This is a genomic window from Rhizobium sp. USDA 3886, from assembly GCF_056279785.1.
The window spans coordinates 421,300-445,701 of sequence record NZ_JBWCDC010000002.1 but is presented as its reverse complement, the minus strand read 5'-3'; the positions used below and the strand labels follow the sequence as shown (position 1 = coordinate 445,701).

Below are 24,402 nucleotides of genomic sequence, written 5' to 3'. Positions count from 1 at the left end.
CTCTGGGCAGTCCGCCAACGCAGCTTACATTCAGTATCGATAGAGTTCGGCCGGGAGGCGAGTAATCAGCATGAACATGCATAAGCCGGATATGTGGCGCAGTGGAATCTACCGGATATCGAGAGATCTCCTCGCTTCCTCTCGTCTTGAGATCGCATTTTCTCATGCGCTGAATAGTCTCTCTTCGCTTCTGCCAATGCGCCACGGCGAGATCGTGATTTCAGCTGAGGAACGGGAGGCAGAGATACCGGTGTGCTCCGGCTTCGGCCGCGACACTCCCACGATCGAACCGAAGGCGGCAATAGAGCATATCATCGCTACGGGTGCGGCGCTCGTCGTGCCTGACATTAGGAAATCGGACCTATTCAACACTGCATTGCGACCGTCTCAAGACCGCCATCTTGCCGTTACCTTCATGGGTGTCCCCATCAAGGCCGGAAACATGGTGCTCGGGGCATTATGGATTGATCGCGTTAAGGCTGGCACCGCCAGTGATAACTACGAGGAGGAGATACTTTTCCTGACCATGGTCGCCAACCTCATCGGATTGGCCAACCGGCTCAATCGAGATGTTTGCGGAGATGGCGGATCAATAACCGAGGAACAAGCAGAGCCGATCTCCCGCGTCGGGGGAAAGCCTGGCCCCAGCCCGCGAACGCAAGTCAGCTGGATTGTCGGAGAGAGTCCTGCGCTCAAGGAGGTTATCGAGACCGCTGTTATCGTGGCGACGACCAACTCCGCTGTGCTTTTGGGGGGCGAGAGCGGCACCGGCAAGGAATCTTTTGCAAGGGCGATACACGAATTGTCGCCACGGCGAAAAAAGCCTTTCGTGAAACTGAATTGCGCCGCACTGTCGTCAGGTGTTCTGGAATCCGAGCTGTTTGGGCATGAAAAAGGCGCTTTCACAGGAGCGATCTGGCAGCGTGCAGGCCGTTTCGAACTGGCGGATGGTGGGACGTTGCTGCTGGATGAAATAGGCGAAATATCGCCAGAATTTCAAGCGAAGTTATTACGCGTGTTGCAGGAGGGTGAACTTGAGCGGGTCGGCGGGACGAAGACGCTTAAAGTTAATGTTCGGCTCATATGCGCCACCAACAGAGACCTCGAGACGGCCGTTATGAACAGGGAGTTTAGAGCCGACTTATATTACCGGATCAATGTGGTACCCATTATTTTGCCGCCGCTGAGGCAGCGCGAGGGTGACATTCCGCTTCTAGCGAAAGTATTCCTCAAGCGATTCAACAAGGAGAATGATCGAAACCTTGACTTCTCGCCATCGGCACTGGACATTTTGTCGCGATGCGACTTCCCTGGCAACGTTCGCGAGCTCGAAAACTGCGTACAAAGAACCGCCACTCTTGCTGGTTCAAGTACGATCGTTCCATCAGATTTCGCGTGTCAGCGGGGCCGATGCTTTTCTTCGCTTCTCGGGAAAGGAGCTGCCTTTAACGGTTGCAACACCACGATCAATGACCTCGCACCGGGCAATAGGGTGTCGGTCAGACCACCGGCCAACGCCGGCACTGCAAGCGGTACCGCATCCATAGTCGGCGCACCGATTCTTACGGACCGTGACCGGCTAATCAATGCAATGGAAACGGCCGGTTGGGTTCAGGCCAGGGCGGCTCGTATCCTCGGCCTGACGCCGCGCCAGGTCGGCTATGCTCTGCGCCGGCATCGTATCGAGGTAAAAAAGTACTGACGGCGAGTGACATCATGGACTTCATGAGGATCACTTTTGTCTTCAGTTGGTCTACGCGACGCTACCGTTGTGCGACATGGCCCTGTCGCAAGTTCGACAAAACCATTGTAGCAGCAAGCTCGCAAAACGGACAAGCAAGCTATTGCAGAGAAACATTACCATTTTTTGAACTGGCATTGCTCTTGCGTCTGAAGCTGTAACGCTAACTCGTCAATGGAGCCGTGGGATGCCGCAACCAGTGAAACAGCTTGAGACTACCAGGAAAGGATCCCTCGACGGAGCGCTGCGGGCCGCAAAATCTGGCGGCTGCGCACCTTCGTCCTGCGGCCTTTCGGCCCCGGATGACATAGATCCGGCGATCTGGGAAAGGATCAAGGACCACCCCTGTTTTTCGGAAGAAGCGCATCACTATTTCGCCCGCATGCATGTCGCGGTCGCGCCAGCCTGCAACATCCAGTGCAACTACTGCAATCGTAAATATGACTGCGCTAACGAAAGTCGGCCCGGGGTTGCATCCGAAAAGCTGACACCAGACCAGGCGCTTCGTAAGGTGATCGCGGTCGCCAACGAAGTGCCGCAGCTCTCCGTCCTCGGCATCGCCGGGCCGGGCGACGCCTGTTACGATTGGAAGAAGACAAAAGCGACGTTCGAACGAGTCGCGAGGGAAATCCCTGATATCAAGCTATGCATCTCGACTAATGGACTCGCGCTGCCGGACCACGTCGATGAGCTTGCCGAGATGAATGTTGATCACGTTACGATCACCATCAACATGGTGGACCCGGAGATCGGGGCGAAGATCTATCCCTGGATATTCTACAGGCACCGTCGCTACACGGGGATCGAAGCCGCCAGGATTCTTCACGAGCGGCAAATGTTGGGCTTGGAGATGCTGATAAAAAAAGACATCCTCACTAAGATCAATTCGGTGATGATCCCGGGCGTCAATGACGCGCACCTCGTCGAGGTTAACAAATGGGTCAGGGACCGCGGCGCATTCATGCATAACGTGATGCCGCTGATCTCTGAGCCTTCACACGGTACCTATTACGGACTGACCGGTCAGCGTGGTCCACAGCCGTTAGAACTGGAGGCGCTTCATGATCGCCTGGAAGGCGGCGCCAAGCTGATGCGCCATTGCAGGCAGTGCCGCGCCGACGCTGTTGGTCTGCTCGGCGATGATCGCAGGCGAGAATTTACGCGAGACCACATCTCCAGCGATGTTACTTACAACGCCAGCAAGCGCCACGCCTACCGCCAGCTGGTCGCGCTAGAGTGCGGCGATCATCTGGCGGCACGGAAGGACGCGATCACAGCTGTCACGTCCGCAGAGTCCGACGGACAGCTTCATGTTGCCGTGACCACCAAAGGCGGCGGCCGAATCAACGAACACTTCGGTCACGCGACGGAACTCCAAGTTTACGTAGTCTCTCAAAAAGGGATTAACTTGGTAGGGAATCGCAAGATCGGACAGTACTGCCTCGGCGGCTGGGGCGAGGAGGCCACGCTTTATAGCATCATCAGTGCGCTCGAAGGCATAGATATCTTACTCTGTGCCAAGATCGGTGATTCCCCAAAGAAACGTCTAGCAGAAGCGGGTGTGCGAGCAACGGACGCTTTTGGCTATGACTACATCGAAACTGCGATCGGTGCGCTTTACGCCGCCGAGTTTGGTGTTAAGCCGTTGGTTGCGACGGCTTGAGCCGCCTTCTGACTGAACCAGGAGCTAGAATATGGCCTTCAAGATCATTGCGTCCCAATGCACCCAGTGCGGCGCATGCGAATACGAATGTCCCTCAGATGCAATCACTTTCAAGGGGGAAAAGTACGTTGTCGATCCTAAGAAGTGCACCGAGTGCAGGGGAGAATTCGACACGCAGCAATGCGCCTCGGTGTGTCCGGTGCCGAAGACTTGCGTCCCGGCCTGACCACCATCGATAACTGCAGCACAAAGGATGAGAGGAGCGGCCATGGGTCTTCTACGCGAACAGGAGGTTGAAATCCGTGAGCGACCGCGGTTTACGCCGGGTGAGCGGGTCCGCGCCGCCAGCCAAGTAAGGAATGACGGCAGCTATCCTGGGAAGGACATCGGTGAAAATCTCGTGCGCAGGGGCGATGAGGGCGTTGTGCGCGACGTGGGCACCTTTCTTCAGCAATTTTACATATATGCGGTCGAATGGGTTGATCGCGGCAGCATCGTCGGGATGCGTGCCTATGAAATAACGAGCCTAGATAAGGCTGCAACTCCGGGGACTTCTGAAATCGCCACTTGTCTCAAAGAAGGATAGCGAGATGAAAGTGACCGTTCGTCGAAACGGCGTCGATTTGTCGGTTTATATTCCAAAAAAAGATCTCGAGGAGCCGGTGATTTCAGTCGAGAATGAAAATCTGTGGGGCGGCTTTGTAGTGCTGAGGAATGGATGGCGGTTAGCCCTCCCCAACCTTCCGCAGAACACACGCCTGCCCATTACCGTCGAGGCGAGGAGGCTATCCAATGAAGACTGATAGTAGTATGGCATCGAGTGTAGTCGCGGCGCTTCCGCCCAATCCCGCACATTGATCACTCTCCAGCAAGATGTCGACATCTGACCTATGGAAATATCATCAACGCCTATGCCGATGAGCAATCATCCCTCTGACCTAGATGGCATCGATATGCTGTATCCTACGCTGGACAGAACACAGGAACAACTTCCTCGATGGCTCGAACCTTTCAGATCCAGACGCCATCGTGCGTCTCACTCGATCCAACACGCGGATACGATCACGGCACGCCCGGATCGCCAGAGCTTGCGAACCGCGTGCGGCAGTTGCTGCGCGCAAACGGCATCGAAGCGGCAAGCGCCGGATCGTAACCCATATCCAGTGAAAGCTGGACCACAGGAATATCCTCATCCGGATAGAGCGGCTTCATGATGCTGAAAGTCGCATTGTAGGTGATGTGATAGAGGTATTCCGGGAAGCCGGAATAGTCGTAGACCATGTTGTCGAAGACATTGATCAATGAATAAGAAAAAATGAAACTCCTCTGCAACAGGTGCCCGTCGGCGACTCGCTTTTCTAACGGGCGCCGCGCCTGTCGCGGCAAACTTGCGAAGGACAGACCCCATGACAGATTCTCGACTCCCGACCTATTTCATCAGCCATGGCGGCGGACCCTGGCCTTACATGACCGGGGAGTTCCGCCGCAATTTCGACGTGCTCGAGAAGTCGCTGCTCGACATGCGCGCTGAACTCGGCAGCACGCCAAAGGCGGTCCTTGTGGTCTCGGGCCACTGGGAAGAGGAGGGTATTGCAATCTCGTCGGGCGTCAAGCCGGGCAACGTGCGCGTTGGCCCCGTCGTGATCGGGATGGACGATACAATCGAACGGCGTTGGGGCCAACGCATCGCCGCTCGTGGCATTTATCGTGACCCGGTGCGCTCAAGCCACGGGCACTTCGTCAAGGCAAGCGGCCTGCGCTGGTTGAGCTTCATGGTCCTTTCCCCTGTCCCATGGGCCAAATGCATCAAAGCCCTGCCGGTGTTGACGATCCTGTGCCCCTCTGAGCGTCATGATCAGAAGAAGGGCCGAAAGCACAAGCTGCTGACGGATTGGGCAAGGCAAGGCGTCTTGCAGCTTTGCCGCTGGCTGCCGGACCGCGAAATCATCTTTGTCGGCGATAGCAGCTTTGCCGTTCATACACTGGCTGCGGCTCTGCCCGGCACGGCCACTCTCATCACGCGGTTGCGTCTGGATGCCAGTCTCTTTGCTCCACCGGATCAGAGGCACGAACATACTCTGGGGCGACCGGCGCAAAAAGGCAGGCCATTGCCGAAACTGAAAACGCTCCTCAAAGACACGAAGACCGAGTGGCAACGCATCGTCGCATCCTCTTGGTACGGCAAGCAAACCGACAAACCCTTGATGTCACCTCAGGAACCGGCCTCTGGTATCGGCGTGGAACGCCCCCGAGACCAATTCGCTGGGTTCTCGTTCGAGACCCGTCAGGCCGTCGTGAACCCCAGGCGTTCATGAGCACCAACGTCAACCTTGAGCCCGCTCAGATCATTGCCTACTTCGTTCGGCGCTGGCAGATCGAGGTCACCTTCGCCGAAACCCGTGCGCATCTTGGCGTGGAAACCCAACGGCAGTGGAACGACAAAGCCATCATGCGCACGACACCGTCGCTGCTGGCGCTCTACAGTCTCTGACACTCTGGGCATGCGAAATGCTTGGCCGAGGCGCTCTTCCCTATGCTGCAGCATGGTACAAGAAAACAGAGTTCACCTTCTCCGATGCCATCGGCGCGGTTCGCATGGTCCTGTGGGGCCAGGACATTTATCGACAGTACCCGCCAGACCCGGACGTTCCTCAAATTCAACCAAACCGACTCAAGCGCATGACACAAGCCCTTTGCTTCGCCGCATAATGTACAAGGTCGAGCTCATGGCATCGCCGGAATATCTGGAACGAGCAGGTCGACCCAAAGGCCTCGCCGATCTTAACGGTCACGCGCTGCTTCGTTTCAGCGGGGTCAACCTCAGTGATATCATGGCGCTGGAAGGCCCAGATGGACGGCACAAAGTTACATTTCGTACCGTGATGCTGAGCGAGAACGAGACCATTCTGCAGCTAGCAGCTCTGCAGGGTATGGGCCTTGTGTTCCTGCCGAAATGGATGGCCGAGCAAGACATCGAGGCAGGTCGATTAGAGACGGTGCTTCCAGACGCGATCGGGTTCGCCAATACGCTATATGCTGTGTATCCGAGCCGGAAATATCTTTCCGCCAAAGTCCGCACTTTCATAGACTTCATGACGACGAGCTTGCAGGGGCTACGATAAACACGATTGTGCAGGTACCCTGCCGGATTTCATCGCAAGAGACGAACTCAGACCACTTCACGAACCGCTAAAGGCAGATCCTAACGAGCCCTGAAATCCTTTATGTAGGTTTTCTGCTCCGTTGCTACTCAGACCCCAAAACGGAGGGCGCATGTGCAATGATTATCGGCTGATGGTGGATGTGGCCTCGATCGTCGAGGATTTCGCCGACCTCAATATCAAGATTCGCTTCGGTGAAGGCGCGCCGAACCTGGAGCCACGCGAAGACATCAAGATCACCGATGTCGGCCCCAGCGTCAGAACCATCGACGGGGTGCCCGATGAGGCTGAGCTCGTGCAGCGGCGCTGGAGCTGGCCGGGACCGAACAAGCGGCCGGTGTATAATTTCCGGTCGGATGGCCGGGAGTTCAATTCCAACCGCTGCCCCTTACGAGTTCACAGACCCAAGGATTCGAAAAAGAAGCGCAAGGACAAATGGCTGTTCACCAAGGAGGAAGAGCCGGTCTTCTGCGTCGCCGGCATCTGGCGCGAGACGCCGGAGGTCGGCCAGGCTTTCACCATGCTGACGATGGAACCGGGTCCGGACATCGCATCGTATAACGACCGGCAGATCGTCATCCTGGAACGTAGCGTCTGGGCCGACTGGCTCGATCCGACAATCTCTGCGAAGTCGCTGATCAAGCCCCTCCCGGCTGGCACGCTGGCAGTGGAGCAAGTAGGCTGAGCGATCCGCCCCTTTGAGAGGAGACAACCGAGCATCAAACCGTGAGCCTTGCCTATTCGGACACTCTGCAGTGGGAAAATATAGTTCTGGCCTGTCGCAGCACCCATATGTTTGGTAACCATTGCATGCTGATATCAAATTGTATCGGCTTGCCGAAGCAGAGGTAGTGGTGCCAAAAGTGAACCCGTCCATCCTGAGGTGGGCCCGCGAAACGGCGGGTTTTTCCATTGAGGATGCTGCAGATAAGATCGGTCTGGGCGCTGCGCGCGGTCTGGCGGGTAGCGAGCGGCTTGCTATGCTTGAAGCTGGCGAGGCCGAGCCTTCCCGACCGCTGCTTCTGAAGATGGCGAGCCAATACCGCCGCCCGCTCCTGACTTTCTACCTCGCAGAACGTCCAGTCATGGCGGCACGGGGGGAAGATTTCCGCACGTTGCCAGAGGAATTTGCCCAGCGCGACGCGGCGCTCGTGGATACTTTGCTGCGGGAGGTTCGCGCGCGTCAGGAAATGGTTCGCGCTCTCCTTGAAGCGGAGGATGAGGCGCAGGTGCTGAGCTTTGTCGGGTCATTCGACCAAGACCTCGGAGCTGAGGCCCTCGCAACGAACATCGTGGAGACGCTTGGTTTTGATCTTGAGCATTTCCGTCATGGAAGTGGGCGGGGAAGCACGAAGGGGTTTTCATATCTTCGCGAGCGCGTGGAAGCAGCTGGTGTATTCGTCCTCCTCATCGGTAATCTCGGAAGTCATCACAGCGCCTTGAATGTGGAGCTATTCCGGGGCTTCGCGCTTGCCGACCCGGTCGCGCCCTTCGTGGTGATCAATGATCAAGACAGCGAGCAGGCTTGGTCATTTACCCTTCTGCATGAGCTGGCACATATTTGGCTTGGCGAAAGCGGAGTCAGCGGTGGTCGACCAACGATCGCAATCGAGACCTTCTGCAACGACATTGCGGGCCGCATCCTATTGCCTGCGAACGACATAGCTGGAGAACAACCTCTTATCGGCGCCACGCAAGGAAGAGTCATGGCTCGCATTGCGGCGATCGCGGACGCTCGCCAAGTCAGCCACTCCATGGTCGCCTATAAACTCTACCGGGAAGGGATCATCGATCAGCACATGTGGTCTGCAGTGACAGCGCTTTACCGGGAGCTGTGGCTCCGGAACAGGGCTGCCCAGCGTGACCGCGCGCGCGAAAGCGACGGCGGACCGAACTATTACATCGTCCGCCGACATAGACTCGGAAACCGGCTTCTTGCATTGTCACGGCGAATGCTGGCCGAGGGCGCACTGTCACCGTCGAAAGCGGCAGCGATTCTCGGTGTAAAACCGAACAATGTCTATTCACTAACTGATAGCGCGGCATAGGGGGAACAGTGCACCTCCTCGACGCGAACGTCCTGATCACGGCGCATAACCTCTATTACCCTATTGGGCGCTTTCCGGAGTTTTGGGACTGGCTTGTCCACTTGGCCGAGGGCGGTCACGTCAAAATGCCCGTAGAAATACTTGAAGAGATCACCGAAGGGTCTGAGCTTGCCGAGTGGTTGGACCAGGGGGACAACTACAACGCGCTGTGCCTTGAGGAAGAGGTCGATCCCGATCGCGTTCAAGCGGTGATAGCGCGATACGCGGCGGACCTCAACGATGCCGAAATCATCGCAATTGGCCGTGATCCGTTTTTGACTGCTTACGCCCTGGCGCAACCAAGCACGCGGACGGTGGTGACGGTAGAGGCATCGAAACCATCAACTCAACGTGCGAACCGTCGTATTCCGGACATCTGCAACGACCTCAGCATCCAATGGTGCAACAGCTTCCAAATGTTGGCTGCGCTGAATTTCACAACTAACTGGCGGGCCGCGTCAGGATCTCCCCCGCCTCATCCGCCGTCGTCATAGATACCTAACGGGCGGGCCCCGGCCAATGAGCGCCTTGATGAGATACGAACCAACGGCACCGCCATTCGTCGCAAGGAACGCAACATTCAATCATGGAAGAATCGTGGGCCGAGGGTCGCCTTGGCTAGTTTATTTTCTCAGTGCAAGGAGCTTGGGGAGCGCGAGACTACCCGACGCTCCCGTACATATTAGCCCGCGGGCTTCTCCGGCATAGCAGAGGAGTGATGTGACGAGATCAGCCACTTGCCGTCCTTGAACTCGTAGGTAAAGGTGTAGCGCGCCGGAACCTTGCTACCATCCTTCAAAGTGAAGGTATAGTTGCCGGTGTCGAGCGCTTCGTTGCAGCCAAGCTTGATCGTGCGGCTGTCGATTTCGCCGTACGGATGCTTCTTCAGGAAGCTCACGAAATAGTCCCGGCGCTCGTCTTGCGTCAGGCGCGGTTTGTTCGACAGTGTCGGCAGGAGGACTGCATCAGGCGTATAGTTCTCGACGACTTTTTCTGGATCCAGGGTTGCCAGCGAGGAGGTCCAGCGATCAAACAACTGCTCGACCTGAGGCTTGGTGATCGGCGCACATTCCTCTGCAAGAGCAGGCGTCGCCAGCAGGGCACTAACAAAAGCGGCAAGCAGATGTCTTTTCATTTCAATCTCCATCGTATGACATTATCTCTCCGGCGATTTTCTTGCCGGCCTGTCAGAGATGGTTTGCCGCGATCCGCCGCGCGTCTGCCGGATGGCTGCAATCGCATATGCCGAACGGCCTATGCATTGTGACGGATGGCTTCCTATCTAGGGCATGTCAAACTTCTTAAGGACAGGGAATTCGTGCAAGACAAAGACTACGAGGGCATAGCGTCTCCCATTCGCGAACTGCGGCGTCTCTATCGCGATGCGGAAGCCAAGGCCGCTCGTCTGCGGCTGATCGTGGACGTACGCAAGGTACTGGACCGTGGCCCTTTGGATACGGCGATGTACGAGGCGTTATCCGCTATTGCCGGCTTTGCCGGAGCGAGCACGGCCACGATTCGCTCGCAAACCGGCACAGCTTGGCAATTTCCCACCCGGAGCGCCGCCGGCGAGGAAACGGCTGAGGGGGCCGACCCGGTAGCCGTCTGCAAGGCATGGATAGGCTGCGAGATGCTGGAACTCCGGCTGTCACGTCTCGCCTTCCCCATGAATGAACAGGATCGTGAGGCGATCCAGATCGTGACGGATCAGCTCGCCGCCTTTCTGGCAGCGGAGAGCCAGCGCATTCTTCGCGAGCAACTGACATCCGACCTCCAGGCACGCGAGCGCGACCTGGCGCGATTGATCGAGGCAATGATCGGCGCGCAGGAACAGGAGCGGCGCAGGATTGCCTATGACCTCCACGATGGCGTCGCGCAGTCTTTGGCGAGCCTGCTGTTTCGGTTGGAAGCCGCGGTGGTTGCCATGGAAGATACACAATCGGCAAAAGATGCAATCGAAGGCGGCATCGAAATTGTTCGAACGTCGATCGGCGAGGTTAGAGGCGCAATCGGTGCCCTTCGTCCCGCGGAACTGGACGATCTCGGCCTCGAAGCAGCACTTCGCGCCCGCCTGGACGATATCCAGTCGGTCCAGCTTTGCTTTCATTCGGACCTGAACGGCTACCGCTTGCCCGGCGCGCTCGAGGTGAGCCTTTACAGAGTGGCGCAGGAGGCCTTGGCAAATGCCGTAAAACACTCCGGCTGCAGCCGGATTGACCTGCGGCTTACGTTGGACGAGCCGCAGTTTGTTACCCTCTCCGTCGCGGATAACGGCTGCGGCATCGCTGACGCTCTCGTCGTCAAGCAAGATGGAAGGGGCGTCGGTATGTCGGCCATGCGCGAACGAATGGCACTGATCGGCGGCTCCATATCAATCCGATCGGGTCCCGGCCAAGGAACGGTTGCCGTCGCTCGAGCGCCTATTTCCGGTCCCGCAAAGGAACTCGCTTGAAACGCTACCGAATATTGATTGCAGACGATCATGAGCTAGCTCGGTCGGGTCTTGTCGCCGTGCTTGCAAGCGCTCCCGACCTGGAGATCGTTGGCGAGGCGCCAGACGGCATGAGCGCGGTAACTCTCAGCGAGAGTCTCCGACCGGATATTGCCCTGCTCGACATACGGATGGGCAGCGTGGATGGCCTCGAGGCCGCAGCGGAGATTGGAGTCCGATCGCCCGAAACCCGCATCATCATGCTGACCATGCATGACAGCGTGGACTATCTTGAAGCCGCCATCAAGGCTGGGGCCAGCGGCTATGCATTGAAGGGGTGATGTCACGTTGTCAGCGGCTTAACGGTTGTCGGATAATGGGTTGGGATGAACAGTCCGGCCGTAGGCTACAAGAACCACCGCTTTCCACCGCAGATCATCGCCCGTGCGGTCTGGCTGTATTTTCGGTTCCCTTTGAGCCTGAGGATGGTCGAGGAGATGCTGCTGGAGCGCGGTATCGTCGTCTCCCATGAGACGATCCGGAGATGGGGTCGCAAATTCGGAACGGCTTATGCCAGGCAGTTGTGCAGAAAGAGGCCTTCGCGAAAGGATATCTGGCATCTGGACGAGGTGGTGATTTCCATCGGCGGCCGCAAACATTGGCTCTGGCGTGCCGTTGACCAAGACGGTTACGTTCTCGACGAGATCGTTCAAGCCCGCCGCGATACCCAAGCCGCCAGGCGATTGCTGGTCAGGCTGCTGAAGAAGCAAGGCCTGACGCCGAAGCGGATCGTCACCGACAAATTGCGCTCATATGGTGCTGCAAGACGGGAGGTGATGCCCGCCGTCGAACATCGATCGCACAAGGGCCTGAACAATCGAGCCGAGAATTCTCACGTGCCGCTTCGAAAACGGGAGCGGATGATGCAGGGATTTCGATCCGTCGGCGGCTTGCAACGGTTCATATCGATCTTTTCGGCACTCCGAAATCTTTTCGTCCCCCCGCACCAGAAAAACTCAGCCCTCGCCATCCACATCCATCGGATCCGCGCAATGGCGCAGTGGAAAGCCGTGACCGGCGCAACCGCCTGACGTCTCACACAAGCGCCTTGTTCCGACCTTGATCAAACAACGTGACATCGCCGTCTTGGTCAACGGCACGCCAGAGCCAATGTTTGCGGCCGCCGATGGAAATCACCACCTCGTCCAGATGCCAGATATCCTTTCGCGAAGGCCTCTTTCTGCACAACTGCCTGGCATAAGCCGTTCCGAATTTGCGACCCCATCTTCGGATCGTCTCATGGGAGACGACGATACCGCGCTCCAGCAGCATCTCCTCGACCATCCTCAGGCTCAAAGGGAACCGAAAATACAGCCAGACCGCACGGGCGATGATCTGCGGTGGAAAGCGATGGTTCTTGTAGCTTACGGCCGGACTGTTCATCCCAACCCATTATCCGACAACCGTTAAGCCGCTGACAACGTGACATCACCCAAAGCCCTAAAAGGGCACGTGCTGTATCCATTCGGTGAATGATGACATGCAAAAAGATCATTTTACCGGTTGCGCCAAACCTTAGTAGAACACGTCCAGCATAACCCGGGCATCCGACGGTCTGCGGACAATGCGCCTGCCCTCGGCTACTGAACGGAGAAAAATTTGTCTGACGCAAAACTGCAGAGCGTACTCTCGTCTCTTTCGCAATGGCCATGAAGCTGAATTGTTTGGAGTCCAGCCCAGCACCGGATGCTAGTTGGGTCAAGCTAAACACGAATGAGAACCCCTTTGCATTGCCGCCACCCGTAAGGGCGAGCGCTGTTGCAGCCCTCGAACGACAATATTTGTATCCAGAAGATGACAATACCAGCCTGAGGGAAGCAGCTGCCCATGCCTACGGCCTCTCCAGGGATCAGGTGATCGCCGGGAACGGATCGTCTGAACTTCTCGGGCTCATCTACAGGGCATTCCTTGCTCCGGGTGACGCTGTGGCGATGATGTCTCCGGGGTTTTCGTTCAACCGAAAACTGGCGGTTCTGCAGGGTGCTCAATTTCTGGAAATTGGGTGGGGCGAAGCTCATTCATTGCCGTTAGAGCAATTGCTTCTCGGACCCGCAAAAGATGCCAAGTTTATTCTGCTCGCGAATCCGAACAACCCGACCGGAACATTTGTTTCGATCGCCGACATCGAACGCCTTCTAGCACAGTCGGACCGCTTGATCGTATTGGATGAGGCCTACGTTGACTTCGCCCCTGACGACGCTCTGCGCCTCATTAATCGTTACTCGAACCTCCTGCTCTTAAGAACATTCTCGAAGAGCTACGCGGCCGCCGGTATTCGCATTGGGCTCGGCTTTGGGCATCCTGAGGTCATTGGTAGGCTACGAAACATCCAGAACGTCTTCAATATGAACGTGATCGGCCATGCGGTTGGAATCGGCATCCTTGCGCATCGGTCCGCCTACGACGAAAACCACAAGCATGTTAAGCATGAGAGGCAGCGGGTGAGCACGGCGCTGTCGCAACTTGGTTTCTCTGTAACTCCCTCGCACGCGAACTTCTTGCTGGCCCATGTGCCAGCAGGACGAGACGGGGTCTGGTGGCAAGCCTCGCTGGAGCAGAAAAAGATACTAGTTGCAGTCTTCCCCGATCGAGGTCTGGAACACTGCATCCGTGTTAGCATCGGTACAAAAGCGCAAATGGATGTATTTCTTGCGGCGGTCAGCGACATTCTGGGAGCTGAGCGACCTTGAATCGTGCGCGCAACGTCCAAATACCTCGATGATCTGGGGCATAGCCAGCGCAAAGCCCAAACAAATTCAAGCTAGGCACAAGACCATTTCCACTCAGGAAGAGGTCACGTCTCAGATCGCTTGGATCAACGCCTTAGCTCGTTCATGAAAGTTGGAGATGACGGAATGAGACACACCTTCCCTTCGAAGCTAACCGTCGGCATCTTTGATCACTTAGACGAGGACGGTCGCGACATCGCACAACAGTACGCCGACCGCCTGACGTTAGCCGAGACATGCGATCGGCTCGGTTTTTATGCATATCACCTCGCGGAGCACCATTGTACCCCGCATGGGAGAGGCGCATCGCCGAATTTGTTCTTGTCGAGCGTCGCACAGCGCACTCGGCAACTTCGTGTGGGCCCCTTGGTCATGTTGCTCAGCCTTTCTCATCCGTTACGCGCGTTTGAAGAGATCTGTATGCTGGACCAATTGAGCGGTGGTAGGCTCGAGCTTGGTATAGGGCGCGGCTCTCTCCCGATCGAATTGAATTACTTCGGGATTGGTGCAGACGCGGTGCCGGAGCGCTACATCGAAGCCAGCGAAATCCTCGTGAAGGCAATGAAGGGCGGCACACTATCCTACCAAGGTAAGCATTTTGAGCTAAACGATGTCCCTTTGACGCTGCGGCCTCATCAGCGTCCGCATCCGCCTACATGGATCGCCACCAACCGGCCCGAATCTGCGGCTTGGGCCGCTGCCAACGGCGCAAATATCGCGTGCCTAGGACCCGCGTCTGTGGTTCGCAAAATTACTGATGCCTTCCGTTCCCATCCAGAGCAAAACACTGACGCGGACGACCAAGCGCCTTTTCTCGGATTGCTCCGAATGGTAGTGGTCGGACACTCTGCCGCGCACGCCCATTCACTCGCGGCACCTGCTTACGATCGATGGGTCAGGAACTTCAAATTCCTGTACGATGCCAACGCGATCCCCCTTCCGCCAAACTTGCCGCTGACCTTGGATGCCGCAATCGAGAGCGAGTTGTGCGTGGTAGGAACGGAAACTTTTGCGCGCCGGGCTCTCCTTGATCAGCTGGAAGAGGCGGGTGCCAACTACCTTCTTTGTCAACTCGCGTTTGGAGATCTGCCGCTGGACGCCTCGCAGTACACCGCCCTGGCCATTCAGTCCGGCATTATGGATCGAGTTGATTAAATGCGTAAACACCGGTGACTTTAGGAATGTGGAAGCGCCGCTTGACCTTCCCGTGCAGCCTGCGCTGCTAATAGCAACTATTCTAGTATACCGCTTTGGTCCATGATGCCGTTTGGATCGGGGCGGCGAAGCCGGTCATGCTCCCCGCCGGCGAGAAACGACGCGAAATATAAGGGAGATGTCGGCTCCACCGCCGCCTTCTGTCGGTCGGTGCCATCGAGGTGGACTCAAAGGAGAAGTTCGAAGCACCGGCATACAAAAACGCTAGGGCTTCTACGGTTTTGATGGTTGAACTACCAATGAGGCTCGCCGGCTAAAACGCTGTTCGTTCGCGACGGCATTCTCGTCATATCTTCGTCACTTGCATCACGAGGCTGATTGCAGCTTGACTGCGCGCAGAAGGCAGAAGTGGCTGCATTAATGCGCGAAGCCACCGGTTACTCGTCGCTAGGAGCCGCGTATCCGGCAGAATGGAAGCGATCCTTTGGCCGGAAGGGTACAAGCCTCCCACAAGCGCTTGGCGAATACTCCTCAGATTGTGCAATTGCTCCGGGTGATTGTTTGAGGTATATATTCGAAATCGTTGATGATGAAGGGCACCGTCGCGCGTATGTCGCCTCACACATGTATCGCAAAGCAGATAAACTGATCGTGCTTCATCGAGGTGCGGAAGTCGGCATCGACATATGTCGGATTTGCGACTGGTGCGCAGTCGACGACGACGTGCAACGGGCGAGGAGCGCCGAAACTGGTTGGCTGCATGATTGTTGAAGTGCGCCCAGCGCGCGTTCAGTATGGAATTCGTCCTTCGATGGGGTTGCAGCTGCCAATGCCGCAATCTTGTGCCGCCGCCCCCGGTCATCATTTCGAGCTGACAAGTAACGGTGCGACCGGCGATGTCACGTTGTTTGATCAAGGTCGGAACAAGGCGCTTGTGTGAGACGTCAGGCGGTTGCGCCGGTCACGGCTTTCCACTGCGCCCTTGCGCGGATCCGATGGATGTGGATGGCGAGGGCTGAGTTTTTCTGGTGCGGGGGGACGAAGAGATTTCGGAGTGCCGAAAAGATCGATATGAACCGTTGCAAGCCGCCGACGGATCGAAATCCCTGCATCATCCGCTCCCGTTTTCGAAGCGGCATGTGAGAATTCGCGGCTCGATTGTTCAGGCCCTTGTGCGATCGATGTTCGACGGCGGGCATCACCTCCCGTCTTGCAGCACCATATGAGCGCAATTTGTCGGTGACGATCCGCTTCGGCGTCAGGCCTTGCTTCTTCAGCAGCCTGACCAGCAATCGCCTGGCGGCTTGGGTATCGCGGCGGGCTTGAACGATCTCGTCGAGAACGTAACCGTCTTGGTCAACGGCACGCCAGAGCCAATGTTTGCGGCCGCCGATGGAAATCACCACCTCGTCCAGATGCCAGATATCCTTTCGCGAAGGCCTCTTTCTGCACAACTGCCTGGCATAAGCCGTTCCGAATTTGCGACCCCATCTCCGGATCGTCTCATGGGAGACGACGATACCGCGCTCCAGCAGCATCTCCTCGACCATCCTCAGGCTCAAAGGGAACCGAAAATACAGCCAGACCGCACGCGCGATGATCTGCGGTGGAAAGCGGTGGTTCTTGTAGCTTACGGTCGGACTGTTCATCCCAACCTATTACCAGACAACCGTTAAGCCGCTGACAACGTGACATCACCGGCGCGTGTCTTCGGGAACCGGGGCAGTCTCTTGAGGCTTGAGCGACATTACTATCCTGTGCGAATCTGAGGCCGAGATGGGCTCCGATTCTACAAGCGTCGTATAGGTCTGACTCGTTCTAGATCGCAACTTTAGGTTAGTCGTAACGCCGCATCCAACGCGCTTCGCATGCGCGGCGCTTAGAAATCGAATTCGCCAGCAGTATCAGTAATGGGCGTCCCTACCGCGATATCTAATCCCCGGTTCGACCGGTTTGCCATCACATCTCATCACCCCTCGTTCCAGCTTGCTACCCAGTATCGCCGAACGGCCTGAACTGCTTTCTTAGTGGAGCTTCCCATTTTTTTTCTCTCTCTCTCTCCAGTGCTTCGTCGGCGAGCGGCCGAAGGCAACCCGCGCCCGTCAGTAACCCCGTAAGGTGTGCGAAGGCTCGTGGGGCTGCCCTGCCATGCGTTGCCGGCCATCAGGCCAAATATAAGCGAGGCGCCTTAAAATGCTCCCCTCCGCCTAAAGATTGCCCGAGTGCCCCTTCACCGCTGATGCCGCACGCTTCTCGCGGCGTCGTTGGACAGAAGAGGGGATGTTCATCGTTTCGCGATATTTTGCGACGGTGCGTCTGGCGATCTCGACACCTGTCTTCTTGAGGACGTCGACGATGTCTTCGTCCGAAAGCACGTCATCGGCGCTTTCCTGATTGATCATCGTGCCGATGCGATGGCGTACGGACACGGCCGAATGCGCATCGCCGTTTTCCGCCGAACCGATCGAGACCGGGAAGAAATATTTCAGCTCGAACTGTCCGCGCGGGGTGAGCATGTATTTGTTGGAGGTCACCCGGCTCACCGTCGACTCGCTCATCTTGATCGCATCCGCGACGATGCTGAGGTTCAGCGGGCGCAGATGGTCGACGCCGTGGATCAGGAAGGCCTGCTGCTGCTGGACGATCTCGTCTGCCACCTTCATGATCGTCCTGGCGCGCTGATCGAGGCTGCGCGTCAGCCAGTTGGCATTCTGCAGGCACTCGTTGAGAAAGGCCTGTTCGCCGCTGTTCTTCCGGCTGGAGCGGGATATTTCTCTGAAATACTCGCGGTTGACGAGGACCCGGGGCAGCGCATCCGGATTGAGTTCGATGAGCCAGCCGCCATCGGACTGGGCGCGCACCACGACATCGGGAATGTTGGACGCGGAAACACTGGTTTCGAAGCTGGTGCCCGGCTTCGGGTCGAGCTTGCGGATCTCGGAGAGCATGTCGATGAGATCGCCCTCGTCGACGCCGCAGATCTTCTTGAGGCTTGCAAAGTCGCGCCGTGCCAGCAGTTCGAGAGAGCCGATGAGCGTCTCCATCGCCGGATGGAGACGGTTTCGGGCGCGCAGCTGAAGGGCAAGGCACTCCCCAAGTGTGCGCGCGAATACGCCCGGCGGATCGAACTGCTGCATAACATGGAGCACACGCGTCACGTCCTCGACTGCCGCACCCAATCGAGCGGCGGTCACGGCGAGGTCGGCGTGGAGATAGCCGGCGTCGTCGAGCTGGTCCATCAGGTGCTGGGCGATCAGCCGATCGGAGGCAGCGCCAAGCGCGAAGGCAAGCTGCTCGATGAGCGTCTCCCTCAGCGTCTTGCGGCCGGCGACGAAATCGTCGAGATCGTAACCCTCGCCGTCGCCCGCACCCGACATCGACTTCCACTGCCCGAGCAGCTCGGGCGCATCCGCCCGCTGCGGGGTCGTAGCGTCCGGGAAGACGTTGGCGAAGTCGGCGTCGAGGCAATCGCTGAGCCTCTCGCCGGACCTCGACATGGCGCTGTCGACCAACCCATCGTCGAATTCGCTGCCGGCCTCCCCCGGGTGCGGGCCTGAATCCTCGCGCTCCGCTGAGATCGCGTCATCGGGCGAAGGGATCTCGAGCAGCGGATTCTTCTCCGCTTCCTGAGCGATGAACTGGCTGAGTTCCAGATGGTTCATATGAAGCAGCTTGATCGACTGTATCAGTTGCGGTGACATAGTTAGCGACTGCGACTGTCTTAAATGAAGGCTCGCGGAAAAACCCATGCTGACGACGCTCCAATCAAATTCTCCGAGGCCGCGTCTGTTACGTGCGGCGCTGCCCAAAAATTGCTTAATAGTCGGGTTTGGTCAAGCGCTGGCATCACAAGGCGCGCGGAATCAGCTGCCGGTGGGCCGTTCATGTGTATCCAAACCGCGGAAGCTCCGTCCTGTCTGCGCTTTCTGCGCACCCGTCTCCGGATCTCGCTCGTGTGCTTCTGCGTCGCGGAGCACGTGAAGTGCTCGCAGGCCAGATGCGCGACGTCGATGATCGGCTGCAGCCGAGGACGATCTCGAAGCCTGTTCGCTTGAGAGGGATAAGCTATGAAGGCTAGCCTCGAAGATGCTTCGCCAGCGCTGGAACAGCTGGCTCGTCGAGGAAGCTGCAGTCTAGACTTAGACTAAGCGGCCATCCACGTTCGTTTTGGGCTTTCCTACCGCCGCGTCGCACGGCTGCCGTCTTCCTGGTTGCTGCATCCACCAGTTCGCGCTGCGCGATTGCCGTGCCCACTATGGCGCGGGTATTGATTTCCTGTCGGCCTTTCGCCAGCAGTGCGCGTCGCGCCGCCACGGCCTCATGAAGTGTCACCGAGGGCAAGGTCAAATCAGCGTAGCGAGCTTCCACGAAGTTGCCCGAAGGTCGCCGCACGAAGATACGGGCCATGTGCCGCGGGTCGTATTTGACGAGCAGGCGACGGTTCGAGCGACCGACGTCGGTGCTAAGCTTAGGTGGCCAGTAGCGCAGACCAAGCAGATGGATTCCGGTTTGGCCGCAATGTGCGCTCCTGTTCGGGCAGGAACGCCAGCCAGAAACGCATTCGATCCTGCGGCAGTCGCAGCGGAATCTTGCCCTCGTGCTCCCGCCAGACGGCAATTGGCGGGCGGCCCAAGCTGCTGTGGATCGACTGATGGTAGGAGCCGACAATGTCGAGGGCAATGTAGCGCTCGAGTTCGCGCAATGAGAGCGCCGAATGCCACTTGGAATCGTATTCGCCAAGCTCCTGCGCATTGCTGAAAGTCGTGCGCCGGGCAGCAGGTGGAGTTTTCCCATCTGAGTGCCGATCAGACGCTCGATATGGCCACCGAAGCGCGCTCAGCCAGCGGCCGCCATTCGATCGCGATGCCGGCATCCCGGCACCCTCTCTTGAAAGCACGGCTCCTGAAGTCGGCGCCGGCGCAACAAGGCGTTCGATCGTCCAATCGTGACCTCTGCGATTGAGGATCCGCACGACATTGTCCCAACTGTGCTAAGGCCGAAGTTGCCGCACCATCGGCAGCCACGTCTGCGCGGACGCAATGAGCTCGCCGAGATAGAGTTTCTCGCTTGTTTTTGAGAGTGCTTTGATTGCCTCCGGTCGTGGTTCTCGCAGGCCGGGGTTTCCAGGAAGCTTGCCGCGCGCCTTCGCCGCCTTGATGCCGGCTTTGGTGCGTTCAGCGATCAGCGCTCTCTCGAGCTGCGCGACCGCACCGAGAACCTGGAGGGAAAACATGCCCTGCGGGGTCGAGGTATCGATCGGATCGCGGATCGATCGAAAATGAACCCCGCGTTGCTCGAGATCCTCGATCACTGCCAAGAGATGACTGACCGACCGGGCCAATCGATCGAGGCGGACAACGACGAGGATGTCTCCCGCGGTGAGCTCTCCGAGCAGCCGCGTCAAGACTGGTCGGGCGCGCGATGCCCCGGAGCCATGCTCCTGATAGATCCGATCGCAGCCGGCGGCCCGCAGCTCGTCCATCTGGGCATCGTGGACCTGGTCGTCCGTCGACACGCGGGCATAGCCGATCAGCCGCTTTAGAGGCTGTTGGACGTTAACTCTTTGTGGCTTCGCCATCGCGCTTTTAACGGCCTTGTTTCGAGGTGCTTTGTACAGATAAGGAATGCGTAAACGTGTTTTATGGTGTCAATGGAGGCTCACTAGCCTTGAAATGACACCGCAGATGACCGACGGACCGCAGACGGCGACGAAACGGCATCAGCGGTCGTTTTTGGCGGAAATGTCGAGAATCGGCCGGTCTGAAGGGGGCCGGTCGCGTGTGTCGTTTCAGGTGGACGAAGAGACCGAGAAATCGCCCGACTGACAGCTCTGCGCTCGGCCACACGGCTCGGTCCCGTCCGTTCGAACAGGCAGAAGAGTCCACTGAATGTAGCCGAAAAGCGGCGGAAAAGCGGGGATTCCCGGCGACTCCACCGATTCGGGAGGACTGACATCGCTGATTTGCGGGCCCAAAAAATCAATAACCATAGATAAACGGCACCTATCGATGGCTAGCACCATTTTCCAAATCCGGACGACGTGAGCAAACGATCGTTTGTGGCGCTTCTGGAGGAAATGCCCATTGCCTTGATGAGAGACATGGACTAAATATCCTAAAGTATCTATATCATTCAGGATATGAAATGACGGAATGGAAGGTCGAGTTTCACGACCGCTTCAAGGGCGAGATCATGGACCTTCCAGCCGATGTTTGGATCGAGTTGCTCGCGCATTTGGTGCTGCTTCGCGAGAAGGGCTTTCGACTGGCCCGGCCTGAGGTCGACACACTCGAAGGCTCCAGGCATGCGAACATGAAAGAACTGCGCGTCAAGGTGTTGAAGGTGCAATGGCGCTTCGCCTTTGCCTTTGACCCGGAACGAAAGGCCGTCGTTCTCTGCGGTGGTGCGAAGAGCGGTGTGAAACAGAAACTCTTCTACAAACGGCTGATCGATCTGACTGATAAACGATACGACGAGCATTTGAGCGAGTTGGAGAAGAAACATGGATGATCTCGACAAGCTGATACAGACGCTTCCCGATGACGAACAGCGCGCCGTTGCAACGCGGGCCGACGAGCTTGTCACGGCGCACAATCTGCGTGAATTGCGGGCTCTCGCTGGTCGGACGCAGGAAAACGTATCTGCCGGGACCGGTTTCAAGCAGACAAATGTCTCAAGACTGGAGAAGCGCGCCGACATGAAATTGTCGACGCTACGCGATTATGTCGAATCCCTCGGCGGTACGTTGAAGATCGTCGCTGATGTCGCGGGCAAGAAAGTTGATCTTTCGAGCATCGCAGAGCGCTCCCGACACGGCTCCAAGATCTGAGAGGTGCGGCAGGGGAGGGGCAGCTACAACCCTGCCGCTTTCGTCAAGTTGACGCGGAATCGGTCGCGCCGGCGCTGGCATTTGCGGGTCATTTCGGCGCTTGCATGGCCAGCTGCTTCTGGACATGGCGCTCATCAACCTCGGCCGAGGAGGCAAGCCCGGCGCGCAGCGAATGGCCCGAGAATTTGAGTGCGCCCTCACCTTCGCTGAGGTCACCGTGAACACCGGCGGCAAGCCCTTGCTGCCGGCTATCTCGGCCGTCTTCAGAGGCGGCATCTTGCTCGCCGTATCATTGCCGTCGGTCAGCATGATCAGCACCTTTTGCGGCACCGTCGTCTTGTCGAACTTGCGGATGGCGAGACCCAGGGAGTCACCGAGCGCGGTGCGCGGACCGGCAATACCGGGCAAAAGACCTTCGACCAGCGTCTTGACCAGCGCATGATCCATGGTGAATGGAGCCAGCGGATAGGGAGCGTCGCCGAATGCCATCAGACCGAGCCGGTCGCCGGGTCGCTTCGCGACAAAATCGGAAACCACGGCGCGTACGGCATCCACGCGTGCTTGCATGATTCCATCTGGTGCAGCAAAATCCTTGGTATCCATGGACTGCGATAAGTCGAGTGCCAGCAGGATGTCGCGTTGAGGCTCGGTGCGTTGCAGCGGCCGCTCGACATATTGCGGTTGGGCCAGTGCCAGAACGATCAGGCACCATGCCAGCATATCGATGATCGCCTGCGGCCAGGATCGCTTCGGCACTACCGAACTCCGGTCGGCTCGATGCCGGCGGCTGTTGCGACTTCGGCGAAGAACGGAAGGCGGAATCAAGGCGGAGGTCTCGCGATGTGGCGGCATCAGCCACCAGATAAGCAATGGGAGCGGCAGGATCAGGAGCATCCACGGAAGATCAAGCTGATACATGATGCCTCTCGATCCAGCGTCGGGCGTCGGCAGCAAGTTCGTCGGTCAGCGCTGACGTCATCGGTTGTCCGCGTTGATACTCGAGGCCGTTAATGAATGTCCTCAGGGCTTCGCCGACATCGTAGCCGCCATTGGCTTCGAGGAATGCAACCCACTCTGCACCCGAGGTCGCGGCGACTTCCTCGCGCGGCCACGCCGCTAACGCCGTGCGTTTGAGAAGTTCACCGAGATCATTGACCGCCTGTTCCTTGGTATCCGGGTTCCCCATCGCCGCTGCCACCTCGCCGAGCAGCTTGAGGGCCTCTCGGCGGTATGCATTGCGACGCCACCGCCGATAGGCGATCGCGCACCAAAGAAGCACGGCCGTTACCAAAGCCAATGCAACGACCAGCCATCCCCACGTCTGGGGCATCCATGAAACGGGAGACGGTACCGCAATGTCCTTTAGCGCACGGAGAGCGTTTTCCGTTATCGGATCGAGTTTGGGTTGCGGCTCCATTATCGCCTCCACTGTCGCCAGGCGGACTGTTCGAGGAGGCTCCGAGCTGGGGAGCGACGTCTTCCGCCGCGGAAACTGGAAGCATGGGCAGGCCAAGCTTGCGCTGCCAGTCCAGCAGCTCACGTCCGCGAGTGCGCGCGAACGCATCAATCGATTGACGCACGCCAGGCTGCCGCAGGGACAGCTCGGCCTGCAGAGACCCGCCGCTGACGACGATGTCCCCGGATTTCGGCAGTTCGAGAAGGAATGGATCGTAGACGAGCAGGCAGATTACATCGTTGCGGCTCGAGAGCTGCAGCAGGAGCTGGCGGGTCGTTTCCCCATGCCCGTCGAAGTCGCTGACGACGACCACGAGAAAATCATGATGGGCGATGCCCGCGACCTCCCGCAGCGCCTCGTCGAGGGCGATTGGCGAGGGGACGCCAGCGTAGGCTGCGCGAAGCTTGCCGTTCTTCTCCGCGATCTTGTCGGCAAGAGCGATGACGGCGTCTCGGCTGCGATGTGATTTCACCTCGCCGACGCCTTCGTCGTCGGTGGTAGCGTCCGCAAATGGTGAATCACGAACGCGCTCGCCGCAAACCCCCTCCGCCCGGAAAATCTGATCCGGTTACGGCTCTCGACGTGACTCAGAGAGCTGGGAGAAGCCTCTGCGAGACTACAAGTGTAACACCATATTGGTTTAGCAGATCGAGCTTCGGTGGTAACCTCATGGGGTAGCGAACGACTTTGGAAGCTGAGCAATGGATCGCGATAGCAAACGGACACGTGCAGCTGGAAGTTCATCCCGCGGCGGGAGGAGGGCCGAGGAACGCCGTAACCACCTTGGCCTCCTGGGTAAGCTGGAGGCGATCGAGACGGCAATTACGACCATCGCGAGCTACAAGGCTCGTTTCATGCTCATCATCCAAAGCCTCTCGGCACTGACGGGGGCCTATGGCGAGGCTGGCAAGCAGAATTTTCTCAGCAATACCGGCCTGCAAGTGTTCATGGCCACTGCCGATGACGAGACTCCAAACTACATTTCCAAAGCTATCGGTGAATTCACGTTTGAAGCCCAATCGATTTCCTACAGCTAGGCGCGAACGTTCGACTGGAACATAAACGCATCTTTGAAAACCAGACAGGCGCC

General features: G+C 57.9%; 21 protein-coding genes and 10 pseudogenes. 19 read left to right on the top strand and 12 right to left on the bottom strand.

Annotation, left to right across the window (positions count from 1 at the left end):
- Positions 1-76 precede the first annotated feature (76 nt).
- The 5 genes from nifA (at position 77) to nifT (ending at position 4,207) form a co-directional block, all read left to right on the top strand.
- On the top strand, positions 77-1,702 hold the full coding sequence (gene nifA / locus ACZ9BX_RS22415) for a nif-specific transcriptional activator NifA (protein ID WP_027513684.1): 1,626 nt from the start codon (positions 77-79) through the stop codon (positions 1,700-1,702).
- Positions 1,703-1,928: 226 nt separating this feature from the next.
- Positions 1,929-3,404, top strand: a complete 1,476-nt coding sequence (nifB, locus tag ACZ9BX_RS22410; RefSeq protein WP_027513683.1) for a nitrogenase cofactor biosynthesis protein NifB — start codon at positions 1,929-1,931, stop codon at positions 3,402-3,404.
- A 31-nt stretch (positions 3,405-3,435) separates the two neighbouring features.
- A complete protein-coding gene (locus ACZ9BX_RS22405; RefSeq protein ID WP_084606737.1) occupies positions 3,436-3,630 on the top strand; it encodes a 4Fe-4S dicluster domain-containing protein in 195 nt (64 codons plus the stop codon).
- 42 nt (positions 3,631-3,672) lie between these two features.
- Positions 3,673-3,990 (top strand): nitrogen fixation protein NifZ, encoded by a 318-nt coding sequence (locus ACZ9BX_RS22400; protein ID WP_027513682.1) that lies wholly within the window; start codon positions 3,673-3,675, stop codon positions 3,988-3,990.
- Between the two features lie 4 nt (positions 3,991-3,994).
- The gene (nifT, locus tag ACZ9BX_RS22395; RefSeq protein WP_027513681.1) at positions 3,995-4,207 is read left to right on the top strand and encodes a putative nitrogen fixation protein NifT; all 213 of its coding nucleotides are present in this window, start codon (positions 3,995-3,997) and stop codon (positions 4,205-4,207) included.
- A gap of 259 nt (positions 4,208-4,466) precedes the next feature.
- Here nifT and ACZ9BX_RS22390 read toward each other — a convergent pair whose 3' ends face one another.
- Positions 4,467-4,736 carry a hypothetical protein gene (locus tag ACZ9BX_RS22390; protein ID WP_476220236.1) on the bottom strand — a complete coding sequence of 90 codons (270 nt, stop codon included), beginning with the start codon at positions 4,734-4,736 and terminating at the stop codon, positions 4,467-4,469.
- Between the two features lie 74 nt (positions 4,737-4,810).
- Here ACZ9BX_RS22390 and ACZ9BX_RS22385 point away from each other — a divergent pair, with 74 nt between their 5' ends.
- The 6 genes and pseudogenes from ACZ9BX_RS22385 to ACZ9BX_RS22360 all read left to right on the top strand — a co-directional run bounded on the left by ACZ9BX_RS22385 (position 4,811) and on the right by ACZ9BX_RS22360 (position 9,146).
- Positions 4,811-5,719, top strand: a complete 909-nt coding sequence (locus tag ACZ9BX_RS22385) for a transposase (protein WP_244564773.1) — start codon at positions 4,811-4,813, stop codon at positions 5,717-5,719.
- Entirely contained in the window at positions 5,716-5,895 is a 180-nt protein-coding gene (locus ACZ9BX_RS22380; RefSeq protein ID WP_244564774.1) for a hypothetical protein, read from the top strand. Before ACZ9BX_RS22385 ends, ACZ9BX_RS22380 begins: the two co-directional genes overlap by 4 nt.
- Before the next feature lie 232 nt (positions 5,896-6,127).
- Positions 6,128-6,526, top strand: a pseudogene (locus ACZ9BX_RS22375) (substrate binding domain-containing protein); the annotation flags it as partial.
- Positions 6,527-6,677: 151 nt separating this feature from the next.
- Complete coding sequence (locus tag ACZ9BX_RS22370) at positions 6,678-7,250, top strand: SOS response-associated peptidase family protein (RefSeq protein ID WP_087004897.1); 573 nt, start codon at positions 6,678-6,680, stop codon at positions 7,248-7,250.
- Positions 7,251-7,428: 178 nt separating this feature from the next.
- The gene (locus ACZ9BX_RS22365) at positions 7,429-8,613 is read left to right on the top strand and encodes an ImmA/IrrE family metallo-endopeptidase (RefSeq protein WP_476220235.1); all 1,185 of its coding nucleotides are present in this window, start codon (positions 7,429-7,431) and stop codon (positions 8,611-8,613) included.
- 8 nt (positions 8,614-8,621) lie between these two features.
- Positions 8,622-9,146 carry a DUF4411 family protein gene (locus tag ACZ9BX_RS22360; RefSeq protein WP_027513928.1) on the top strand — a complete coding sequence of 175 codons (525 nt, stop codon included), beginning with the start codon at positions 8,622-8,624 and terminating at the stop codon, positions 9,144-9,146.
- Positions 9,147-9,334: 188 nt separating this feature from the next.
- Here ACZ9BX_RS22360 and ACZ9BX_RS22355 read toward each other — a convergent pair whose 3' ends face one another.
- On the bottom strand, positions 9,335-9,787 hold the full coding sequence (locus ACZ9BX_RS22355; protein WP_260308610.1) for an SgcJ/EcaC family oxidoreductase: 453 nt from the start codon (positions 9,785-9,787) through the stop codon (positions 9,335-9,337).
- A 183-nt stretch (positions 9,788-9,970) separates the two neighbouring features.
- On the opposite strand from ACZ9BX_RS22355, the gene ACZ9BX_RS22350 reads away from it, so the two are divergent.
- The 3 genes and pseudogenes from ACZ9BX_RS22350 (at position 9,971) to ACZ9BX_RS22340 (ending at position 12,174) form a co-directional block, all read left to right on the top strand.
- A complete protein-coding gene (locus tag ACZ9BX_RS22350) occupies positions 9,971-11,104 on the top strand; it encodes a sensor histidine kinase (RefSeq protein ID WP_167333921.1) in 1,134 nt (377 codons plus the stop codon).
- Complete coding sequence (locus ACZ9BX_RS22345; protein WP_476220233.1) at positions 11,101-11,424, top strand: response regulator; 324 nt, start codon at positions 11,101-11,103, stop codon at positions 11,422-11,424. The genes ACZ9BX_RS22350 and ACZ9BX_RS22345 overlap by 4 nt, the downstream gene beginning before the upstream one ends.
- Positions 11,424-12,174: pseudogene (locus tag ACZ9BX_RS22340) on the top strand (IS6 family transposase). Before ACZ9BX_RS22345 ends, ACZ9BX_RS22340 begins: the two are co-directional and overlap by 1 nt.
- A 43-nt stretch (positions 12,175-12,217) precedes the next feature.
- On the opposite strand, the pseudogene ACZ9BX_RS22335 reads toward ACZ9BX_RS22340, so the two are convergent.
- Positions 12,218-12,572: pseudogene (locus ACZ9BX_RS22335) on the bottom strand (IS6 family transposase); the annotation flags it as partial.
- A gap of 170 nt (positions 12,573-12,742) precedes the next feature.
- On the opposite strand from ACZ9BX_RS22335, the pseudogene hisC reads away from it, so the two are divergent.
- Together hisC and ACZ9BX_RS22325 are read left to right on the top strand one after the other, a co-directional pair.
- Positions 12,743-13,833 (top strand): annotated as a pseudogene (gene hisC, locus ACZ9BX_RS22330) (histidinol-phosphate transaminase).
- Positions 13,834-13,998: 165 nt separating this feature from the next.
- Complete coding sequence (locus ACZ9BX_RS22325) at positions 13,999-15,027, top strand: LLM class flavin-dependent oxidoreductase (protein ID WP_027513925.1); 1,029 nt, start codon at positions 13,999-14,001, stop codon at positions 15,025-15,027.
- Positions 15,028-15,971: 944 nt separating this feature from the next.
- On the opposite strand, the pseudogene ACZ9BX_RS22320 reads toward ACZ9BX_RS22325, so the two are convergent.
- The 5 genes and pseudogenes from ACZ9BX_RS22320 to ACZ9BX_RS22300 all read right to left on the bottom strand — a co-directional run.
- Positions 15,972-16,722, bottom strand: a pseudogene (locus ACZ9BX_RS22320) (IS6 family transposase).
- 512 nt (positions 16,723-17,234) lie between these two features.
- Positions 17,235-18,776: an RNA polymerase factor sigma-54 gene (gene rpoN / locus ACZ9BX_RS22315; RefSeq protein WP_027513839.1), complete on the bottom strand. Its 1,542-nt coding sequence runs from the start codon at positions 18,774-18,776 to the stop codon at positions 17,235-17,237.
- A gap of 325 nt (positions 18,777-19,101) precedes the next feature.
- Positions 19,102-19,515: a Mu transposase C-terminal domain-containing protein gene (locus ACZ9BX_RS22310; RefSeq protein WP_476220262.1), complete on the bottom strand. Its 414-nt coding sequence runs from the start codon at positions 19,513-19,515 to the stop codon at positions 19,102-19,104.
- Positions 19,496-19,729 carry a hypothetical protein gene (locus tag ACZ9BX_RS22305; RefSeq protein ID WP_244564800.1) on the bottom strand — a complete coding sequence of 78 codons (234 nt, stop codon included), beginning with the start codon at positions 19,727-19,729 and terminating at the stop codon, positions 19,496-19,498. The genes ACZ9BX_RS22310 and ACZ9BX_RS22305 overlap by 20 nt, the downstream gene beginning before the upstream one ends.
- 222 nt (positions 19,730-19,951) lie before the next feature.
- Positions 19,952-20,605 (bottom strand): annotated as a pseudogene (locus ACZ9BX_RS22300) (recombinase family protein); the annotation flags it as partial.
- Between the two features lie 566 nt (positions 20,606-21,171).
- Here ACZ9BX_RS22300 and ACZ9BX_RS22295 point away from each other — a divergent pair.
- Positions 21,172-21,537, top strand: coding sequence for a type II toxin-antitoxin system RelE/ParE family toxin (locus ACZ9BX_RS22295; protein ID WP_027513840.1), 366 nt, complete (start codon positions 21,172-21,174; stop codon positions 21,535-21,537).
- Positions 21,530-21,856 carry a helix-turn-helix domain-containing protein gene (locus ACZ9BX_RS22290; protein WP_084606766.1) on the top strand — a complete coding sequence of 109 codons (327 nt, stop codon included), beginning with the start codon at positions 21,530-21,532 and terminating at the stop codon, positions 21,854-21,856. The genes ACZ9BX_RS22295 and ACZ9BX_RS22290 overlap by 8 nt, the downstream gene beginning before the upstream one ends.
- A 23-nt stretch (positions 21,857-21,879) precedes the next feature.
- Here the strand turns inward: ACZ9BX_RS22290 and ACZ9BX_RS22285 are convergent.
- From ACZ9BX_RS22285 to ACZ9BX_RS22270, 4 genes and pseudogenes are all read right to left on the bottom strand, one after another.
- Positions 21,880-22,094: pseudogene (locus ACZ9BX_RS22285) on the bottom strand (integrase); the annotation flags it as partial.
- Positions 22,088-22,774: pseudogene (locus tag ACZ9BX_RS22280) on the bottom strand (VWA domain-containing protein); the annotation flags it as partial. The pseudogenes ACZ9BX_RS22280 and ACZ9BX_RS22285, both read right to left, overlap by 7 nt.
- Positions 22,761-23,273: a DUF4381 domain-containing protein gene (locus tag ACZ9BX_RS22275; RefSeq protein ID WP_027513841.1), complete on the bottom strand. Its 513-nt coding sequence runs from the start codon at positions 23,271-23,273 to the stop codon at positions 22,761-22,763. The gene ACZ9BX_RS22275 and the pseudogene ACZ9BX_RS22280, both read right to left, overlap by 14 nt.
- Positions 23,273-23,790, bottom strand: a pseudogene (locus ACZ9BX_RS22270) (DUF58 domain-containing protein); the annotation flags it as partial. The gene ACZ9BX_RS22275 and the pseudogene ACZ9BX_RS22270, both read right to left, overlap by 1 nt.
- A gap of 313 nt (positions 23,791-24,103) precedes the next feature.
- On the opposite strand from ACZ9BX_RS22270, the pseudogene ACZ9BX_RS22265 reads away from it, so the two are divergent.
- Positions 24,104-24,346 (top strand): annotated as a pseudogene (locus tag ACZ9BX_RS22265) (type IV secretory system conjugative DNA transfer family protein); the annotation flags it as partial.
- Between the last annotated feature and the right edge of the window lie 56 nt (positions 24,347-24,402).

Coding starts and splice junctions, on each gene's coding strand:
- nifA (WP_027513684.1), top strand. CDS start 77: ATGCATAAGCCGGATATGTGGCGCAGTGGAATCTACCGGATATCGAGA.
- nifB (WP_027513683.1), top strand. CDS start 1,929: ATGCCGCAACCAGTGAAACAGCTTGAGACTACCAGGAAAGGATCCCTC.
- ACZ9BX_RS22405 (WP_084606737.1), top strand. CDS start 3,436: ATGGCCTTCAAGATCATTGCGTCCCAATGCACCCAGTGCGGCGCATGC.
- ACZ9BX_RS22400 (WP_027513682.1), top strand. CDS start 3,673: ATGGGTCTTCTACGCGAACAGGAGGTTGAAATCCGTGAGCGACCGCGG.
- nifT (WP_027513681.1), top strand. CDS start 3,995: ATGAAAGTGACCGTTCGTCGAAACGGCGTCGATTTGTCGGTTTATATT.
- ACZ9BX_RS22385 (WP_244564773.1), top strand. CDS start 4,811: ATGACAGATTCTCGACTCCCGACCTATTTCATCAGCCATGGCGGCGGA.
- ACZ9BX_RS22380 (WP_244564774.1), top strand. CDS start 5,716: ATGAGCACCAACGTCAACCTTGAGCCCGCTCAGATCATTGCCTACTTC.
- ACZ9BX_RS22370 (WP_087004897.1), top strand. CDS start 6,678: ATGTGCAATGATTATCGGCTGATGGTGGATGTGGCCTCGATCGTCGAG.
- ACZ9BX_RS22355 (WP_260308610.1), bottom strand. CDS start 9,787: ATGAAAAGACATCTGCTTGCCGCTTTTGTTAGTGCCCTGCTGGCGACG.
- ACZ9BX_RS22325 (WP_027513925.1), top strand. CDS start 13,999: ATGAGACACACCTTCCCTTCGAAGCTAACCGTCGGCATCTTTGATCAC.
- rpoN (WP_027513839.1), bottom strand. CDS start 18,776: ATGGGTTTTTCCGCGAGCCTTCATTTAAGACAGTCGCAGTCGCTAACT.
- ACZ9BX_RS22295 (WP_027513840.1), top strand. CDS start 21,172: ATGACGGAATGGAAGGTCGAGTTTCACGACCGCTTCAAGGGCGAGATC.
- ACZ9BX_RS22290 (WP_084606766.1), top strand. CDS start 21,530: ATGGATGATCTCGACAAGCTGATACAGACGCTTCCCGATGACGAACAG.
- ACZ9BX_RS22275 (WP_027513841.1), bottom strand. CDS start 23,273: ATGGAGCCGCAACCCAAACTCGATCCGATAACGGAAAACGCTCTCCGT.